General features: G+C 54.4%; 13 protein-coding genes and 1 pseudogene. 4 read left to right on the top strand and 10 right to left on the bottom strand.

The window, feature by feature from the left end; translation table 11 throughout:
• Nucleotides 1-103: 103 nt before the first annotated feature.
• The 3 genes from serC to ansB form a co-directional block, all read right to left on the bottom strand.
• The gene (gene serC, locus ACMV5H_RS09800; RefSeq protein ID WP_094982378.1) at nucleotides 104-1,189 is read right to left on the bottom strand and encodes a 3-phosphoserine/phosphohydroxythreonine transaminase; all 1,086 of its coding nucleotides are present in this window, start codon (nucleotides 1,187-1,189) and stop codon (nucleotides 104-106) included.
• A gap of 248 nt (nucleotides 1,190-1,437) precedes the next feature.
• Complete coding sequence (locus ACMV5H_RS09795) at nucleotides 1,438-2,130, bottom strand: DUF421 domain-containing protein (protein ID WP_059200392.1); 693 nt, start codon at nucleotides 2,128-2,130, stop codon at nucleotides 1,438-1,440.
• An 85-nt stretch (nucleotides 2,131-2,215) separates the two neighbouring features.
• Nucleotides 2,216-3,262 carry an L-asparaginase 2 gene (gene ansB / locus ACMV5H_RS09790; protein ID WP_414821753.1) on the bottom strand — a complete coding sequence of 349 codons (1,047 nt, stop codon included), beginning with the start codon at nucleotides 3,260-3,262 and terminating at the stop codon, nucleotides 2,216-2,218.
• Between the two features lie 148 nt (nucleotides 3,263-3,410).
• Here ansB and ycaO point away from each other — a divergent pair, with 148 nt between their 5' ends.
• The 4 genes from ycaO to pflA all read left to right on the top strand — a co-directional run bounded on the left by ycaO (nucleotide 3,411) and on the right by pflA (nucleotide 9,877).
• Nucleotides 3,411-5,174 carry a 30S ribosomal protein S12 methylthiotransferase accessory factor YcaO gene (gene ycaO, locus ACMV5H_RS09785; protein ID WP_179253665.1) on the top strand — a complete coding sequence of 588 codons (1,764 nt, stop codon included), beginning with the start codon at nucleotides 3,411-3,413 and terminating at the stop codon, nucleotides 5,172-5,174.
• 449 nt (nucleotides 5,175-5,623) lie between these two features.
• On the top strand, nucleotides 5,624-6,484 hold the full coding sequence (gene focA / locus ACMV5H_RS09780) for a formate transporter FocA (protein WP_024484609.1): 861 nt from the start codon (nucleotides 5,624-5,626) through the stop codon (nucleotides 6,482-6,484).
• Between the two features lie 60 nt (nucleotides 6,485-6,544).
• Complete coding sequence (pflB, locus tag ACMV5H_RS09775; RefSeq protein WP_021804926.1) at nucleotides 6,545-8,827, top strand: formate C-acetyltransferase; 2,283 nt, start codon at nucleotides 6,545-6,547, stop codon at nucleotides 8,825-8,827.
• Between the two features lie 309 nt (nucleotides 8,828-9,136).
• The gene (pflA, locus tag ACMV5H_RS09770) at nucleotides 9,137-9,877 is read left to right on the top strand and encodes a pyruvate formate lyase 1-activating protein (RefSeq protein WP_059200390.1); all 741 of its coding nucleotides are present in this window, start codon (nucleotides 9,137-9,139) and stop codon (nucleotides 9,875-9,877) included.
• Between the two features lie 52 nt (nucleotides 9,878-9,929).
• Here the strand turns inward: pflA and ACMV5H_RS09765 are convergent, their stop codons facing one another.
• The 7 genes and pseudogenes from ACMV5H_RS09765 to ynfE all read right to left on the bottom strand — a co-directional run bounded on the left by ACMV5H_RS09765 (nucleotide 9,930) and on the right by ynfE (nucleotide 19,021).
• The gene (locus ACMV5H_RS09765; RefSeq protein ID WP_414821752.1) at nucleotides 9,930-11,075 is read right to left on the bottom strand and encodes an MFS transporter; all 1,146 of its coding nucleotides are present in this window, start codon (nucleotides 11,073-11,075) and stop codon (nucleotides 9,930-9,932) included.
• Between the two features lie 121 nt (nucleotides 11,076-11,196).
• Entirely contained in the window at nucleotides 11,197-11,763 is a 567-nt protein-coding gene (napF, locus tag ACMV5H_RS09760) for a ferredoxin-type protein NapF (protein WP_021804933.1), read from the bottom strand.
• Nucleotides 11,763-12,371, bottom strand: coding sequence for a Tat proofreading chaperone DmsD (dmsD, locus tag ACMV5H_RS09755; protein ID WP_021804934.1), 609 nt, complete (start codon nucleotides 12,369-12,371; stop codon nucleotides 11,763-11,765). The genes napF and dmsD overlap by 1 nt, the downstream gene beginning before the upstream one ends.
• 48 nt (nucleotides 12,372-12,419) lie before the next feature.
• Nucleotides 12,420-13,280: a DmsC/YnfH family molybdoenzyme membrane anchor subunit gene (locus ACMV5H_RS09750; RefSeq protein ID WP_094982381.1), complete on the bottom strand. Its 861-nt coding sequence runs from the start codon at nucleotides 13,278-13,280 to the stop codon at nucleotides 12,420-12,422.
• A 1-nt stretch (nucleotide 13,281) separates the two neighbouring features.
• Nucleotides 13,282-13,899 (bottom strand): DMSO/selenate family reductase complex B subunit, encoded by a 618-nt coding sequence (locus ACMV5H_RS09745; protein ID WP_021804936.1) that lies wholly within the window; start codon nucleotides 13,897-13,899, stop codon nucleotides 13,282-13,284.
• A gap of 10 nt (nucleotides 13,900-13,909) precedes the next feature.
• Nucleotides 13,910-16,359, bottom strand: a pseudogene (gene dmsA, locus ACMV5H_RS09740) (dimethylsulfoxide reductase subunit A).
• 211 nt (nucleotides 16,360-16,570) lie between these two features.
• Nucleotides 16,571-19,021 carry a selenate/tellurate reductase subunit YnfE gene (ynfE, locus tag ACMV5H_RS09735; RefSeq protein WP_115159638.1) on the bottom strand — a complete coding sequence of 817 codons (2,451 nt, stop codon included), beginning with the start codon at nucleotides 19,019-19,021 and terminating at the stop codon, nucleotides 16,571-16,573.
• Nucleotides 19,022-19,125 lie beyond the last annotated feature (104 nt).

The raw sequence follows: 19,125 nt of genomic DNA, 5'->3' as shown, positions 1-19,125 counted from the left end.
TCCAGAATCTGATAAACGAAACGGCCCCGGGATAATGCCGGAGCCGCTTTAATGCAAAAGGACAACAGCGGTACGACCGCCCGTTCAATGCGGGCGGTGGCAATCAACCATGGCGGCGTTCAAAGTCGACCATAAAGTCGGTCAGGGTCTTCACGCCGGCCAGCGGCATCGCATTATAGATGGAAGCACGCATGCCGCCTACTACGCGGTGGCCCTTCAGCGCCTGCAGGCCAATGGCTTCTGCTTCGCTCAGGAACACTTTATCCAGCGCAGGATCGGCAAGCTGGAACGGCACGTTCATCCAGGAGCGGTTGGCAACGGCCACACGGCTACGGTAGAAGTCCGACTGATCGATAGTGCTATACAGCAACTCGGCCTTGGCCTGGTTACGCTTTTGCATTTCCACCAGGCCGCCCTGCTCTTTCAGCCATTTGAATACCAGGCCAGACAGATACCAGGCGAAGGTTGGCGGCGTGTTGAACATCGAGTCGTTTTCTGCCAACACGGTGTAATCCAGGATCGACGGGACTTCACGGCGTGCTTTACCCAGCAGGTCATCACGCACAATCACCAGCGTCAGGCCAGCGGGGCCAATGTTTTTCTGTGCGCCCGCATAGATAACGCCGAAACGGCTGACGTCCAACGGACGGGAAAGGATGGTCGAAGAGTAATCGCCAATCACCACTTTATCGCCAAAGTCTGGCGTTTCATCAATGGCCACACCGTCAATGGTTTCGTTCGGACAATAGTGGACGTATGCCGCGTTATCGCTCAGTTGCCACTCTTTCATCGGCTTGATGCCGCTTAAGCCGTCAGCGGTGGTTTTGACGTCGATCACGTTGGGTTGGCAGTATTTTTCCGCTTCGGTGATCGCGCTGTGCGCCCAGTAGCCACCATCGATATAGTCGGCGGTGGTGTTATCACCCAACAGGTTCAGTGGCAACGCGGCGAATTGGGCACGGGCACCGCCGTGGCAGAACAGCACTTTATAGTTGGCGGGGACTTTCAGCAGATCGCGCAGATCCTGTTCGGCCTGTTCGGCGACGGCGATAAATTCTTTACTGCGATGGCTGATTTCCATCACCGACGTGCCAAGACCGTGCCAGTTGCACAGCTCTTGTTCCGCACGACGCAACACTTCAACCGGCAGCATCGCCGGGCCTGAGCTAAAATTATAAACCTGAGTCATTTCCCCTCACCACATTCACTGTGCGCCGTAAAAATCGGCTTTCGACATATGCCCGAAGTTAACTCTGATGTTAACCAACTCTATCGGTTTTATCACTCACGTAACCCGGCTGCAATGCTTATTGTTCCAAGGGTGAGAAACTGGCGAGACCGCAAATAACAGGCTCTGCGGCCTCAGGGTTTATTTATGCCATAAAACGCTGTGACACTGGCGTATTCAGCGGGTTAACGCGGTTTTTTGTGCTGTATTCAGCTTACCCGGCTATGGGACAAGGCTGCGATCCATTTACGGTTACCACAGCGTGGGCAGTCGTGTTCGGGTGATGGCGTCAAGGTGGAGATCAGGCTACACATCCCGCAGGCATAGTCACCCTCCACATCAATCTCAACCACGCTTTTGACGCATTGTGCCGGTAACACTGGTAATCCTGGCCGTACCTGCTCATCCGGGTAGAAATACACCGATATGGTGCCGTTCACCTCAAGGATGGCCAATCTCACCTGCCCAAGGTGCTCAACACCGGCCTGACGGAGTTCCATAAAGAACTCATCATGGGTGATATTTTCCCGGCACAGGATATCCCAATCGAACAGCCCCTCACTGACCAGAATCAGCGGCTCGCCCTCCATCCAGGTCTGGAGTTTTTGAAAGCGATCCATCAACCAGGTGGAAAAGCGGTACATCACCATCATACAAACGAAAACCATCAGCACCGGTAGCAAAGGAACATCGTGATAAAACGCGACGTCACCCGCGGCGGACCCCAGAGTCAGGATGATCAGCACTTCAAACAGCGACATTTGGCGTACGCCACGGCGCCCGGTCATTTTTAAGAAGATAAACACCAGCAGAAAAGTGAACAGGCAGCGTAGCGCCACCTCGGCCAGGAACTCTGGCGTGGTCTCGTCAAATGCCATTCTTTGGATATCAAATGCCTGCATGAAATCGTTCCTGCGAAAAGAGATTTCCTACAGCATAGTCGGAGCGGGGAAAATGGGGGCATTACGCCCCCACTTGAGTCAGGGATCAATACTGATTAAACATCGCCTGGATCTGTTTGGCGTCTTTGGTTTGAGTTAATGCCAGTTGCAGCAGAATTCTCGCTTTTTGCGGATTCAGCGTTCCGGCTGCCACAAAACCGAGTTTAGTATCATCCACTTCCGCATCTTCAGTAGTGGAGCCAGTAGGCACACGGGAGGAACGCACTACCGCTACGCCGTTATAGGCCGCCGTGGCCAGCGTATCAAACACGGTTTTATACAGGTTGCCATTACCCACCCCGGCGCTGACGATCCCTTGATAACCTTCGGCGATCAGCGCCTTGGCTGGCGCGTCGGACGCGTTAGCATAGTTATAGATAATACCAACCGTCGGCAGCGTACTCATCTGGTCGACGTTAAACGGCGTTTCGCTAGTGTGCTTGCGCTGTGGCGAACGTTGGTAGTCGATTTTGCCGTTGTGGATGTACCCCAGCGGGCCAAAGTTAGGCGACTGGAAAGTCTGTACGCCGGTGGTATTGGTTTTGGTCACGTCGCGGCCATCGAGCACCGTATCATTCATCACCACCAGCACGCCACGCTTGGCCGATTGAGGGTCAGCGGCTGTGACAACTGCGTTATACAAGTTAAATGGACCATCGGCACTCATGGCCGTTGCCGGGCGCATCGCCCCCACGATCACGACCGGCTTATCGCACTTGACGGTGAGATCCAGGAAATAAGCGGTCTCCTCCAGCGTGTCGGTACCGTGGGTGATCACGAAGCCATCGGTTTTGGCACAGTCCGCATTGATTTTCTTGACCAGCTTGAGCCAAACTTCGTCATTCATATCCTGCGAACCGATGTTGACCACCTGCTCGCCCTGCACGTTGGCAACCTTTTTCAACTCCGGCACCGCATCCACCAACGCCTCTACACCCAGTTTACCTGCGGTGTAGTTAGACTTGGTGGCCGAGTCGCCGCCGCCAGCGATAGTCCCGCCGGTGGCCAGCAAGGTGATGTTAGGTAACGCCAGTGCCGAGCCGCATGCCCCGGCCAACAGTAGTGCCAACACGCTGAGTTTCACTGATTTCATTACGTTTCTCCATTATTGTTAACCCGCTGAATTATCGTCTTTATCCCTAGAAAAACTGTGACTTCTGATCGGCTTTAGGAATACGTGGAGCTTGAGAACAAAACCCCGTATCATTGCGCGTTTTTAGTACGCCACATAAGTGAAGACAATGACGCAAACTTTTATTCCTGGCAAAGACGCTGCGCTGGAAGACTCCATCGCCCGTTTTCAGCAGAAATTAACCGATCTGGGTTTCAATATCGAAGAAGCCTCCTGGCTGAATCCGGTGCCACACGTCTGGTCAGTGCATATCCGCGATCGCGATTGCCCGCTGTGCTTCACCAACGGTAAAGGTGCCAGCAAAAAGGCCGCGCTGGCTTCCGCGCTGGGCGAGTATTTCGAGCGCCTGTCGACCAACTATTTCTTCGCCGATTTCTATTTGGGCCAACAGATTGCCGAAGGCGATTTCGTTCACTATCCCAATGAGAAATGGTTCCCGATCCCGGCTGACAACTCACTGCCACAAGGCATCCTGGATGAGCGCACGCACGCTTTCTACGATCCGGAGCAGGAACTGACTGCCAGCGATCTGATCGATCTGCAGTCTGGCAATAGCGATCGTGGCATCTGCGCCCTGCCATTCACCCGCCAGTCAGATCAGCAGACCGTTTATATTCCGATGAACATCATCGGCAACCTGTACGTGTCCAACGGCATGTCCGCTGGCAATACCGCCAACGAAGCGCGGGTTCAGGGCCTCTCCGAGGTGTTCGAGCGTTATGTGAAAAACCGCATCATCGCCGAGTCCATCAGCCTGCCGGAAATCCCGAGCGAAGTGCTGAACCGCTATCCTGACGTGGTTGAGGCGATCGCCAAGCTGGAAGCCGAAGGTTTCCCGATCCTCTCTTATGATGCTTCGTTAGGCGGCAACTACCCGGTGATCTGCGTGGTGTTGTTCAACCCTGCCAACGGCACCTGCTTTGCCTCCTTTGGGGCTCACCCTGATTTCGGGGTCGCGCTGGAGCGTACGGTTACCGAGCTGTTGCAAGGCCGCGGCTTGAAAGATCTGGATGTATTTACCGCACCAACCTTCGACGACGAAGAAGTCGCCGAGCACGCCAACCTGGAAACTCACTTCATCGATTCCAGCGGTTTGATCTCCTGGGATCTGTTCAAACAGGATGCCGACTATCCGTTTGTCGACTGGAGTTTCAGCGGCAGCACGCAGGAAGAGTTCGCCACCCTGATGAGCATCTTTAATAAAGAAGATGCCGAAGTGTACATCGCCGATTACGAGCACCTGGACGTGTACGCCTGCCGTATCATCGTACCGGGGATGTCCGACATCTATCCGGCAGAGGATCTGCTGCTGGCAAACAACAGCATGGGCGCGCACCTGCGTGAAACCCTGCTGCAACTGCCGGGCAGCGAGTGGGAGCCGGAAGAGTACCTGGCTCTGATCCAGCAGTTGGATGATGAAGGGCTGGACGATTTCACCCGCGTACGTGAATTGCTGGGCATTGCCTCTGGTAAAGACAACGCCTGGTACACCCTGCGCGTTGGCGAACTGAAATCCATGCTGGCATTGGCCGGTGGCGATCTCGAGCAGGCACTGATCTGGGCCGAGTGGACGCAGGAGTTCAACGCCTCGCTGTTTACCCCAGAGCGCAGTAACTACTATCGTTGCCTGCAGACACTGCTGCTGTTGGCGTTGGAGCCAGAACGCGATCCTGCTCAATATCACACGGCCTTCGTGAAGATGTATGGTCAGGATGCGGTTGACGCGGCATCGAAGGCCATGAGCGGTGAAGAGCGCTTCAACGGCCTGTTTGCCATCGACAGTGAATTGAAAGCCCTGCCGGCCCACCAAGCGCTGTTGGCGGCTTACGAAAAGCTGCAAACTGCCAAACGCCGTCACTGGGCGCAGGCATAAGCCAGATTGATACGCCGGTAGAACCTTACCGGCGTTACTCCCAAAGAAGCAGCCTTGACCCGATTGCCGATCAAAAAACAGGCAAACCCTGACGTTGAATGTTTTTATCAAAAGCGCACTTATCAGCCAACAGGATAATTACATCGCCAATTGTTACGTCAGCGTGAAATATTAATTAACCGTCAATTAATGCTTATTCATCAAAAAGCGACAATAAGTACAAAAATTTAACCCTTCCCAGTCCAAAACGCCGTTAACTTCAAAATTTTTTGTAAACATTAAAAAATATTTTTTACATTAAAATCAATAATATAACTCAATAAACCCTACTAAATTTGCGGTTTTAAGCCGTTTTACTTCCGCGCGTTATGATCCAAGTCAATTTTTACCCTATACTGCTTTGCTAGTATCTCAGTGTGTTGTAATAACCCTTAAGAGCGAGAGTTAGTGTGAGAGCTGACAACCCCTTCGATATGCTGTTACCTGCCGCGATGGCGAAAGTTGCCGAGGATGCGGGGGTGTATAAAGCCACCAAGCATCCGCTGACGACTTTTTATTTAGCGATCACCGCAGGTGTGTTCATTTCTATCGCCTTTGTTTTTTATATCACAGCGACCACCGGCACCGCCGCCATTCCTTTCGGCCTCGCCAAGCTGGTGGGTGGTATCTGCTTTTCCATGGGGTTAATGCTGGTCGTCGTCTGCGGGGCGGACCTGTTTACCTCCACCGTACTGACCGTGATTGCCAAAGCCAGCGGGCGTATTACCTGGGGGCAATTGGCTCTTAACTGGTTAAACGTCTATATTGGCAACCTGATTGGTGCCCTGTTCTTCGTTGCTCTGATCTGGTTCTCAGGCGAGTATATGGCGGCCAATGGCCTGTGGGGTTTGAACGTATTGCAAACCGCCGACCATAAACTGCACCACACCTTTATCGAAGCCGTCTGTCTGGGCATTCTGGCTAACCTGATGGTTTGCCTGGCCGTCTGGATGAGCTACTCCGGCCGCAGCCTGATGGACAAGATGTTCGCCATGATCCTGCCGGTAGCCATGTTCGTTGCCAGCGGCTTTGAGCACAGTATCGCCAACATGTTTATGATCCCTATGGGTATAGTGGTTAAGCACTTTGCCACGCCAGAGTTTTGGCAAGCCGTGGGGGCAGCACCCGAGCAATTCGCTCATCTGACCGTAAGCAACTTTATCATCGACAACCTGATCCCCGTCACCATCGGTAACATCATTGGCGGTGGTCTACTGGTTGGGTTGACTTACTGGGTAATTTATCTGCGTGGCGGCAAACAGAATCACTAATCTGTTGGCTGGCACGGCGCCGGGTTTACAAAGAAATCCACATTAGAAGGTAGGTGTATAATGACCGAACTTAACGAGAAGTTAGCGACCGCTTGGCAAGGTTTCAGCGAAGGTGACTGGCAGAAAGAAGTCAACGTACGTGACTTCATCCAGAAAAACTACACTCCTTACGAGGGTGATGAATCCTTCCTGGCTGGTGCAAGTCAAGCCACTACCACTCTGTGGGACAAGGTTATGGAAGGGATCAAACTGGAAAACCGCACCCATGCGCCAGTTGATTTCGATACCAACGTCGTCTCCACCGTGACTTCTCATGATGCGGGCTATATCAACAAAGATCTGGAGACCATCGTTGGTTTGCAGACTGATGCTCCTCTGAAGCGCGCGCTGATCCCATTCGGCGGCATCAAGATGGTTGAAGGTTCATGCAAGGTTTATGGCCGTGAACTGGATCCACAAGTGAAGAAAGTGTTCACCGAATACCGTAAAACCCACAACCAGGGCGTATTCGATGTTTACACCAAAGACATCCTGAACTGCCGTAAATCTGGCGTGTTGACCGGTCTGCCAGATGCGTATGGCCGTGGCCGTATCATCGGTGACTACCGTCGCGTTGCTTTGTACGGTATCGACTTCCTGATGGCCGACAAGCTGAACCAGTTCAAGTCTCTGCAGACTCGTCTGGAAAATGGCGAAGATCTGGAAATGACCATCCAGCTGCGCGAAGAAATTGCTGAACAGCACCGCGCCCTGGGGCAGATTAAAGAAATGGCCGCCAAATACGGCTACGACATTTCCGGCCCAGCCAGCACCGCTCAAGAAGCCGTGCAGTGGACCTACTTCGGCTACCTGGCCGCGGTGAAATCCCAGAACGGTGCAGCCATGTCCTTCGGCCGCGTATCTACCTTCCTGGACGTGTTCATTGAGCGCGATATCAAGGCCGGTAAACTGACCGAACTGCAAGCGCAGGAACTGATCGACCACCTGGTCATGAAACTGCGTATGGTTCGCTTCCTGCGTACTCCTGAATATGATGAGCTGTTCTCTGGTGACCCAATCTGGGCAACAGAATCCCTGGCCGGTATGGGTGTTGATGGTCGTACGCTGGTAACCAAAAACAGCTTCCGCTTCCTGAACACGCTGTACACCATGGGGCCATCTCCAGAGCCAAACATGACCATCCTGTGGTCTGAAAAACTGCCGTTGAACTTCAAAAAATACGCCGCGAAAGTGTCTATCGACACCTCCTCCGTACAGTATGAAAACGACGACCTGATGCGCCCAGACTTCAACAACGATGACTATGCCATCGCCTGTTGCGTCAGCCCGATGATTGTCGGTAAGCAAATGCAGTTCTTCGGTGCGCGTGCCAACCTGGCGAAAACCATGTTGTACGCAATCAACGGCGGCGTTGATGAAAAACTGAAAATGCAGGTTGGCCCGAAAGAAGCCCCAATGATGGACACCGTACTGGACTATGACAAAGTCATGGAACGTATGGACCACTTCATGGACTGGCTGGCCAAGCAGTATGTGACCTCGTTGAACATCATTCACTACATGCACGACAAGTACAGCTATGAAGCTGCGCTGATGGCTCTGCATGACCGTGATGTTTATCGCACCATGGCTTGTGGTATCGCGGGTCTGTCCGTAGCAGCCGACTCCCTGTCTGCCATCAAGTACGCCAAAGTATCCACCATCCGTGATGAAGACGGCCTGGCTGTCGACTTCAAAATCGAAGGTGAATACCCGCAGTTCGGTAACAACGATTCTCGCGTAGATGACATCGCTTGCGACCTGGTAGAACGTTTCATGAAGAAAATTCAGAAACTGCGTACCTACCGTAATGCGGTACCAACTCAGTCCGTGCTGACCATCACCTCTAACGTGGTTTATGGTAAGAAAACCGGTAACACCCCAGATGGCCGTCGTGCTGGCGCTCCATTTGGTCCAGGTGCCAACCCAATGCACGGCCGCGATCAGAAAGGTGCTGTAGCCTCTCTGACCTCCGTAGCCAAACTGCCGTTTGCCTATGCGAAAGATGGTATCTCTTACACCTTCTCCATCGTGCCTAACGCGTTGGGTAAAGATGACGACGTGCGTAAAGCCAACCTGGCGGGTCTGATGGATGGTTACTTCCACCACGAAGCGTCCATCGAAGGCGGTCAGCACCTGAACGTGAACGTGATGAACCGTGAAATGCTGCTGGACGCGATGGAAAACCCTGAGAAATATCCTCAGCTGACCATCCGCGTATCGGGTTACGCAGTGCGCTTCAACTCGTTGACTAAAGAACAGCAACAAGACGTGATTACTCGTACTTTCACCCAGTCGATCTAATCGCGGTTTCTCCGGGGCGGATCACTCTGCCCCACTGAACAAGTGTTACCAAGGCCGGATATTCCGGCCTTTTTACTAAGTCCCCCCTGACTCTGGTCTTGAGTCTGTTTTGCCAGGTATCTACGCTGCTGATTAGCCTGTGATGGGTATATACTGCATGGATATCTGGCAAAACAGTGAACCGGTACGTAACCGGCCAACAGGAATCGTTTTACCTGGCGCCTTTTTTCGCCACATCGTTGATCCCTGCCTGGCGGTTACCAGCCTATTGTAGACTGCGTTTGACAGTCGATTTTGGAGAAACCCGCAATGTCCTTGAAAGGCCGCATCCACTCTTTCGAATCCTGTGGCACCGTTGATGGCCCTGGTATCCGCTTTATCGTGTTCTTCCAGGGTTGCCTGATGCGCTGCCTGTACTGCCATAACCGCGATACCTGGGACACCCACGGCGGCAAGGAGGTCACGGTTGAAGAGCTGATGACTGATACCGTGGCCTACCGTCACTTTATGAACGCTTCCGGCGGCGGCGTAACGGCGTCCGGCGGCGAAGCGATCCTGCAGGCCGAATTTGTTCGCGACTGGTTCCGCGCCTGTCACAAGGAAGGGATCAGCACCTGTCTGGACACCAACGGTTTTGTCCGCCGTTATGACCCGGTGATTGATGAGCTGCTGGATACCACCGATCTGGTGATGCTCGATCTGAAACAGATGAATGATGATATTCACCAGAACCTGGTGGGAGTTTCCAACCATCGTACGCTGGAGTTTGCTCGTTATCTGGCCAAACGTAATCAACGCACCTGGATCCGCTACGTGGTGGTGCCAGGCTGGTCTGATGATGATAAATCGACGCATCTGCTCGGTGAGTTCACCAAGGATATGACCAATATCGAGAAGATCGAGCTGTTGCCTTACCACGAACTGGGCAAGCACAAATGGATCGCGATGGGTGAAGAGTACAAGTTGGACGGCGTTCATCCGCCTAAGGCCGACACCATGGATCGCGTGAAAGGGATCCTCGAAGGCTATGGTCACAAAGTGATCTATTAAGCCTCCCCCTGCTCGAAACAAAAAACCCGGCGCATCTGCCGGGTTTTGTCTTTCAGGCCGCAGCCAGCGGGGTGTGGTGATGGTCGGGCTTCTTCAGCAGCATAACCAGATAAACCAAAGCCACTACCGCAATCATCACAAACAGCAGCCGATCAGAGTAGCTCTGCATCAGCATCGACGTCATCGCGGGCCCTAGCAAGCTGCCGACGGTATAGCTCATCAACAATGTCTGGTTCATCGCCACCAACTGATGCGGCAGCACCTTTTCGCAGGCCCAGGACATCGCCACCGGGTATAAGGTAAAACCAGCACAGCCCAGAATAAACAGCGCCGGAGCCATTGCATAGTTACCCAGCATCGCGATGCTGGCAAGGATCACCACGAACACCTGAATGCGCAGCACCAACAGGCGGCCATAGCGATCGGCCAAACGCCCTACAGGCCACTGACCCACGATGCCGGAACTGACCAGCAGCGCCATCCAGTAACCCACGTTGGCATCACTCATCCCCTGATGGTTTAAATACAGCGGCATCAGGCCGTACAGCGAACCCAGCACGATCCCCGAGATAATACAGCCGTTGATGCCCAACCGGGCGTCACGACGTTTAAACATCTGCCAGATTGAGGCCTGCTGTGGCTCATCATCTTGGTTATTAACCCGCGCAAACAGCATCGGCAACATAGCGGCCATCACAACGGCGGTCACCCACGGCACCACATCCAGCAGCTCGGTTGAAACACTGCTTAGCAGCAACTGCCCCGCAACCGTACCGAGGTAGTAAACTATCATATACGCCGCCAACAGTTGGCCACGGTTACTCAAATTACCGCTGCGCAACAGCGCGCTTTCAACGATCACCCAAATCCAGGCACACCCTACCCCGGCAAAGAAGCGCCAGCCGATCCAGCTCCAGAAGTCCAGCGACAGCACCATACCCACGGTAGCGAAGGCAAAGACCAGACAGGCAAGATGATAGCTGCGGGTAAAGCCAATCCGCTTGATCAGTTTGCCCGCCACCAGCGTTCCCATCAGGTTCCCGGTAAAGTAAGACGAACTGACCACTCCCACTTGCCAGGTTGGCAATTGAGCATGGGTTAACCAGAGGGGAACCAAAGTGTTCAAAACGGCGATGGAAACCGTAAGCAGCAATAGGCCGCAGAGCAACATAAGCACTGGGCGAGAATATGCGGACATAGTGAAATTGAAACCGAACAGACAGAGTAGAGTGCGCGCATCATGCCACTGGCGATAAAAAAGTCAATCGGCGGTTAACGGGCGATCGCACAATATGTTTAACAACGGGTTAAAACTGGCTTTATAGCTGTTCCGGCAACGATTTTTCACCCGAAGCTGCCAGGGAAATATGCCCGTGAAAGCAGGATAGCTTGCAGAGCCCGCAGCCATTACACAGCGTATCGTCACACTGCAATTGGCGGGCACCGTTTTCAGAAAGCTGGAAGGATAATGCCTGTTGCGGGCAGTTGATGGTACACATCCGGCAGCTGTCTTGCCGCCCCAGGCAGCTATGGCTGATTTGCGGGCGCAGCAGCGTGTCGCAGGGCATTTTGTCACGCAGCGCCCCGGTTTGACAGGCGGCGGTGCATTTGCGGCAGACATCACACTCGGTGAAATCGATGCTCAATACCGGCTTGCCTTGCTCGAGGTTCAATAAACCGTACGGGCAACTGCTCACGCAACCGCCACAGCCGTTGCACAACGCGCTGAACAACGCCTCCGGCAAAGCCTGAGGTGGACGAGCCACCGCAGGCAATGTCACAGAGGGGACTTCCTGCTCCGGCAAGGCTTTACTACGATCCAGCCAACCAGTCAGCAACCGGCGGCGGCTATTGCCTTGCGCAGATAACTGCTGGTCGTTGTTCATTAGAAATACAGCTCCAGGCTCGGCACCGGTGACGGGCACTCTTCCGCCCAGGCTGCCAGCGTGATTTGTGCCAGCTGAGCCACACCTTGATAGAACGGATGTCCGGCATGTTGCTGCAGCAGCTCCAGATAACGCGGAGCCCAAGGAAGAATGTGCAGCGCAATCAGCCCGGAAATCATTTTGTGCTGCTTCTCTTCGGCCAACCAGGCCGCCATCATCAGCAAAGTGCCAATATGGTCTTCCGGCTCATTCTGGTCGCGCTGGGCTTCGATACCGTTCACCCGCAGCCATTGGCGCAGGCGCAGCGTCGAATCACCAAACAGCACGCTCTCTCTATCCAGATAGACCGAGCCCCAAGGCGGAGCAACCAGCGTATGTGGGCCAACAAACAGGCGTTGATAAGCTTCTGACAGCGTCTCTGGCTGGTTTCCAGTCAAACCTTCCGCAATCAGGGCTGCTGCCTCTTGAGCGCCTTCATAAGGCCATTCAGTCAACCACTGCGGGTCGGCCAGGGAGTCCAGTAAAGGCTGGCACTCTTTGCTCTCCGGTGGGGCATACAATAAAACACCTAGCACACGGCCAGTCAGGGCAATTTTTTCAAGCATCATAACTTGGGGCTTCTCCAGGGGCGCAGCCAGGCCGCGCCCAGATTAACGTTAGCCAGCCACGGCCATGCCAACGGTCATATGCAGGCCGTAGAACACGCCACGGCCAATCAACTCACCGGCAAAGACTAACACAAAGCCCAAGATCAACCCCATGACACTGGCGTTACCACGGCGCAACTGCGGGCAAATCCAGCACCCCAGGCCGAGAACCAGCAATACCAGCCGCCATACCATCAGTTGACCGTATTCCGGGATCAGCGCCGACGCCTGCTGTACCGAGCTGCTGATGGTCGCCAACTCACTGCCCTGCAACAGCGCCGAGCACAGGCTAAGCAGCAGCGCCAGCACGCTGATCATCATCAATTGACCACGACCAGCCACTTGCAGACCGGCGGCCCGCAGCAGCAACACGCCCAACAGCGGCCCGCCGATAAACACCGACAGGAAGAAGTTCAGCGTGGTGTAACCGTTGTGCCAAGTCGGTACGGTATCAATCTGGTAGACACGCGTCATGGCGTAGACAAACAGCAGGCCTAGCACCATGGTAAGCACCAGCCAGGCTTTACCCAGCGCCGGCGGCATTTTTTTCAACACGGCCAGCAGCCAATAGAGGCCACCAACCGCAAAGAATACCGAACCGCTGGCGATTTCATTACTCAACGCCGACTCACCGATGCGATTGAGCGAGTTAAAGGCCCTGATCGGCGTCCCCAGGTGCATCACGGAGGCGATAAAGGCGATCCCCATCAGCAACCACAGGAAAAACATAGAACCGTGTACCGCCTTGCTCTGGCGATCGGTCAGATTACCGGCGATCAACGCCAGCCCCATTACGATGACGCCGCCCACCACAAACTGCCCTAATACGGTGAACACCATCAGCGGCCATTCATGCCATCCCGTTCCCATTTTAAACCTCCTTCGGATTAGCCAGATGGCCGGTAGTGTCACCACTCGGGCGGCTGTTGGCGTTAGGTTTCAGTACGATGCACGGTTTGGTGAAATGCGCGGCCGGTAACGGTGCCACTTGCGCCAGGGTGCCATGTTGTTTACGCAGTTCGTCGATCGGGCCAAAGTCCAGGGCACGCAGCGGGCAGGACTCGACACAAATCGGCTTTTGGCCAACGGCGACGCGCTCGTAGCAGCCATCGCACTTGGTCATGTGGCCTTTCGCTTCGTTGTACTGCGGTGCGCCGTATGGGCAAGCCATATGGCAGTAGCGGCAACCGATACATATCTCTTCGTTCACCACCACAAAGCCGTCTTCCCGCTTGTGCATGGCGCCACTTGGGCACACTTTGGTACAGGCCGGGTCTTCGCAGTGGTTACAGGCGATCGACAAGTAATAGGCAAACACGTTCTGGTGCCAGCTATCGCCGTCCTGCTGCCAGTCGCCCCCGGCATACTCGTAGATGCGGCGGAAGCTGACGTCCGGGGTCAGGTTTTTATAGTCTTTGCAGGCCAGCTCGCAGGTTTTGCAGCCGGTGCAACGACTTGAATCAATGTAGAATCCATATTGCGTAGTCATCAGCTACTCCTTAAAGTTTGGCGACCTGGACCAGATTGGTGTGAGAAGGATTGCCCTTGGCCAGCGGCGACGGCCGCTGGGTGGTCAAGACGTTGATACTGCCAGCATGATCGATACGGCTACCATCTGGCGCATACCATGCTCCTTCGCCCATTGCTACCACGCCCGGCAACATGCGCGGCGTCACCTTGGCATTAATACGTACCTCACCCCGATCGTTGTAAATACGGATCAGGTCTCCGTTGGCTATGCCGCGGGATTGCGCATCAATCGGGTTGATCCACATCTCCTGGCGGCAAGCGGCCTTCAGCACGTCGACGTTGCCATAGGTAGAGTGGGTTCTGGCCTTGTAGTGGAAACCGGTCATCTGCAATGGATACTTGCCGCTTAACGGATCCTCGAGGCTTTCGAAACCGGCCGCATACACCGGCAGCGGATCGATAACGTCGTCCTTGGATAATTCCCAAGTCGCTGCCAGCTCTGCCAATTGGGCAGAATAGATCTCGATCTTGCCTGAAGGTATTTTCAGTGGATTAGCCTGCGGATCGGCCCGGAATGCTTTGTAAGCCACATGGTGACCATCGGGATCGCGCTGCTTGAAGATCCCTTGCTTGAGGAACTGTTCAAACTCCGGTAGCGCCGGAATGGCTTCGCGGGATTGCTGATAAAGGTGACGCAGCCACTCTTCCTGAGTCCGCCCCTCGGTGAAGGCCTGCTCAACCCCCATACGCCGGGCGATCTCGCTGGTCATTTCATAAATGTTCTTACATTCAAACTGCGGCTTGATCGCCTGATCGGCGAAGATGACGTAGCCCATATTGCCGCTTGAGGCATCCAGGCAAAAGTCCATCTGCTCAGAGGCGGTGCAATCTGGCAGCACCAGATCGGCATATTTCGCCGACGAGGTCATGTGGTTATCGATTACCACGATCATCTCGCACTTCTTCTCGTCTTGCAGAATGTCATGGGTACGGTTGATTTCTGAGTGCTGGTTGATCAGACAGTTACTGGCATAGTTCCAGATAAACTTGATCGGCACGTCCAACTTGTCCTTGCCCTGCACGCCGTCACGCTTGGCGGTCATTTCCGGCCCACGCAGAATGGCATCGGTCCACATAAACATGGAGATGCTGGTTTTAACCGGATTCTCCAAGGTCGGCATCCGAACAAACGGCAGGCCGTAGGAGCCTTCGCGCGCCCCCGTGTTACCGCCATGGATCCCGACGTTACCGGTGAGGATCGGCAACATGGCGATGGCGCGTGAGGTCAATTCACCGTTGGCATGGCGTTGCGGCCCCCAACCTTGGGAAATGAACGCCGGTTTGGTACTGCCAATTTCGCGCGCCAGTTTGACGATGCGATCGGCCGGGATACCGGTAATTTTTGAGGCCCAGACAGGCGTTTTCTCAATGCCGTCTTCACCTTGGCCCAGGATATAGGCCTTATAGTGCCCATTAGCTGGAGCCCCCGCAGGTAAGGTTTTTTCGTCGTAACCCACCCAGTATTTATCCAGGAACGGCTGATCGACCAAGTTCTCGCTGATTAACACATGCGCCAACCCGGCAACCAGTGCCGCATCGGTGCCAGGGCGAATCGGGATCCACTCGTCTTCCCTACCGGCAGCGGTATCGGTGTAGCGCGGATCGATCACAATCATGCGCGCATTCGAACGCTCACGCGCCTGCTCCAGCAGGTAGGTGACCCCACCGCCGCTCATGCGGGTTTCGCCTGGGTTATTGCCGAACAGCACCACCAGCTTGCTGTTTTCGATGTCCGTCGGGCTGTTACCGTCCGCCCAACCGCCATAGGTATAATTCAGCCCCATGGCGATCTGCGCGGTGCTGTAGTCACCATAGTGGTTCAGATAGCCGCCGCAGCAGTTCATCAGGCGCGCGATCAACGTAGAGCCCGGTGGCCAAGAGCGGGTTATTGTGCCCCCCAGGTGCCGGTGCCGTAGTTCAAATAGATGGCTTCATTGCCATAGTCTTTGATGATGCGCTTCATGTTGTCAGCGATCAGCGTGTAGGCTTCATCCCAGCTTATCTGCTTGAATTTTCCTTCGCCCCGCTTGCCCACGCGGAGCATGGGGTACTTCAGGCGGTCCGGGTTATACACGCGGCGGCGCATTGAGCGCCCACGCAGGCAGGCACGAACCTGATGCAACTCTTGGTACTCATCGTTGCCAGTATTATCCGTTTCGACATATTTGATCATACCGTCGACCACATGCATCCGCAGGGGACAACGGCTACCGCAGTTTACCGTACAAGCACTCCACACCACTTTTTCTTCGGGTTTGGCAAGGGCGGATGTCGGAGAGGTTTCAGCGTTGGCACGACGGCTGAAAGGCAGGGAAACGCCACCAACGGCAAGGGCAAGCCCGCCAATGGCACTATTTTTAACCAGCTTTCGTCTGGAACACTGAAAGCCGGTTAAAGGTTTTTTGGGGGACTCGCTCATAATATTTCGCTCTGGGTTGCTTCAATCAGCCAGGGGTATGGCTACAGGAAAATCTGCAATCAACTACGCAGATCGGTTTTAAAATGGCAGGTAATGGTTTTTTTATTTTGACCTGCTCTAGGTGGAACTATCCTCCTAAATAGGTAGTTCCACCTTGTTCACAATCAATAAATAGTTGATATCACTGCCATTGTTGATAATGATTATTATTTCATACCTTTTCGATCTCGATCAGATTGGTATGCTGCGGGTTACCTTTCGCCAGCGGCGATGGCCGGTGGGTGGTGAGCGTATTCATGCAGGCACCGTGATCGATACGATCGCCGTTCATGTTGGCCTGATGCCAGGCTCCTTGCCCCATAGCTACCACGCCTGGCATGATGCGCGGTGTCACCTTGGCGGCCACGCGAACTTCGCCACGGCCATTGAATACCCGCACCGTTTCACCGCTGGCAATGCCGCGCTGGCTGGCATCCAGCGGGTTGATCCAGACTTCCTGCGGGCAAGCCGCCTGCAGCACATCGATATTGCCGTAGCTGGAGTGGGTCCGGGCCTTATAGTGGAAACCGAACATTTGCAGCGGGTAGGTGTTACGCAACGGATCATCCCAACCTTCAAAGGTTGAGGCGTAGACCGGCAGCGGGCTGATGGTCTCGTCCTTCTCCAGCTCCCAACTGTTGGCGATCTCTGCCAACTTGGCAGAATAGATCTCGATCTTGCCTGAAGGCGTTTTCAACGGGTTAGCTACGGGATCGTCACGGAATTTTTTATAGGCCACAAAGTGCCCATTCGGGTCTTTACGCTTGTAAATCCCCATGCTGCGCAAGGCTTCATAGGAAGGTAGCTGCGGGTCCTTCGCCAGCATTTTGGCGTACAGGTATTGCAGCCACTGCTCCTGGGTGCGCCCTTCGGTAAATTTTTGGTGTACCTCAGGCCCAAGGCGACGCGCCACCTCGCTCATCACTTCATAGATAGGTTTACGCTCAAACTTGGCAGAAGTGGCCGGCTGGATAAAAATCAGGTAGCCCATATTGCCGGCATAATCGTTCGGGATGATGTCCTCCTGCTCGACCGTCATCAGATCCGGCAGCAGAATATCGGCGTATTTCGCCGAAGAGGTCATAAAGTTTTCCAGCACCACGATCATTTCACACTGGGAGTCATCCTGCAGAATGTCGTGGGTTTTGTTGATATCGGAGTGCTGGTTGGTAATGGTGTTACCGGCATAGTTCCAGATGAACTTGATCGGCACGTCCAACTTGTCTTTGCCGCGTACCCCATCACGTTTGGCGGTCATTTCCGGGCCACGGGCGATGGCATCGGTCCAACTGAAGCAGGAAATCTGCGTTTTTACCGGGTTTTCCAGCACCGGCATCCGCTCTATGGTGATGGTATAGGTTGATTCACGCGCACCGCTGTTACCGCCGTTAATCCCTACGTTGCCGGTCAGGATAGGTAGCATGGCAATGGCCCGCGAGGTGAGCTCACCATTTGCCTGGCGCTGTGGCCCCCAACCTTGAGAGATATAGGCCGGTTTGGCACTGCCAATCTCACGTGCCAGCTTGATGATGCGCTCGGCCGGAATGCCGGTGATTTGCGATGCCCACTGGGGAGTTTTCTCAACACCGTCCTCGCCCTGCCCCAGAATATAGGCCTTGTAATGACCGTTGGCAGGTGCACCGGCGGGTAAGGTTTTTTCATCGTAACCCACGCAGTAATTATCCAGGAACGGTTGGTCGACCAAATCCTCGCTGATCAACACATGCGCCAATCCGGCGACCAGTGCAGCATCTGTACCAGGCCGGATCGGGATCCACTCATCTTCTCGCCCAGCAGCCGTATCCGTATAACGCGGATCGATGACGATCATGCGCGCGTTTGAACGTTCCCGTGCCTGCTCCAGAAAGTAGGTGATACCACCGCCACTCATGCGGGTTTCCGCCGGATTGTTGCCGAACAGCACCACCAGCTTACTGTTTTCGATATCAGAGGTGCTGTTACCTTCATTGCTGCCGTAGGTATAAGGCATGGCGCAGGCGATCTGGGCGGTACTGTAGGTGCCATAGTGGCTGAGAAAACCGCCGTAACAGTTCATCAGGCGGGCGACCAGCGAGGCATAGGGTGAAGAACGGGTAATATTGCCGCCGACAATGCCGGAGGTGTAGTTGATGTAAACCGCTTCATTGCCGTATTTGGCGACGATACGTTGCAGGTTGGCGGCAATTTCGCTGTAAGCCTCTTCCCAACTGATGCGTTTGAATTTGCCTTCGCCACGTTTGCCGACGCGTTTCATCGGGTAATTCAGTCGTTCCGGATGGTTCATGCGCCGCCGCATGGAGCGGCCACGCAGACAGGCACGCACCTGGTGGTTGCCGTAAACATCGTCGCCCGTGTTGTCGGTTTCCACCCAGTAAACTTCATCATCGCGCACGTGCAGCCGCAAGGCGCATCGACTGCCACAGTTAACCGAGCAAGCTCCCCACACCACTTTATCCTGCGGCACGGGTTGTACCGCGGTGCCGACCGTTTCTGCCACGGCATGACGGCTAAAAGGCAACGAAAAACCGCCAGCAGCCAGGGTCAAACCCGCTACCGTGCCGGATTTCATTAGCGTACGGCGGCTGATACCGTTGGATGATGTTGCAGATTTTTGCTTCGACATAGCTCACTCCAGGTCTTGCCCGAACAACGGGAAAAGTCATGCCTTGGTCGGCAGAGACAGGAGGAAGCTGAATTAGTGCTGGGTGGTTTGATGTGGAAAAATAA

Source organism: Serratia sp. N21D137, assembly GCF_047530005.1.
GTDB classification, from domain to species: Bacteria; Pseudomonadota; Gammaproteobacteria; order Enterobacterales; family Enterobacteriaceae; genus Chania; species Chania fonticola_B.
This window is presented reverse-complemented; position numbering and strand designations above follow the sequence as displayed.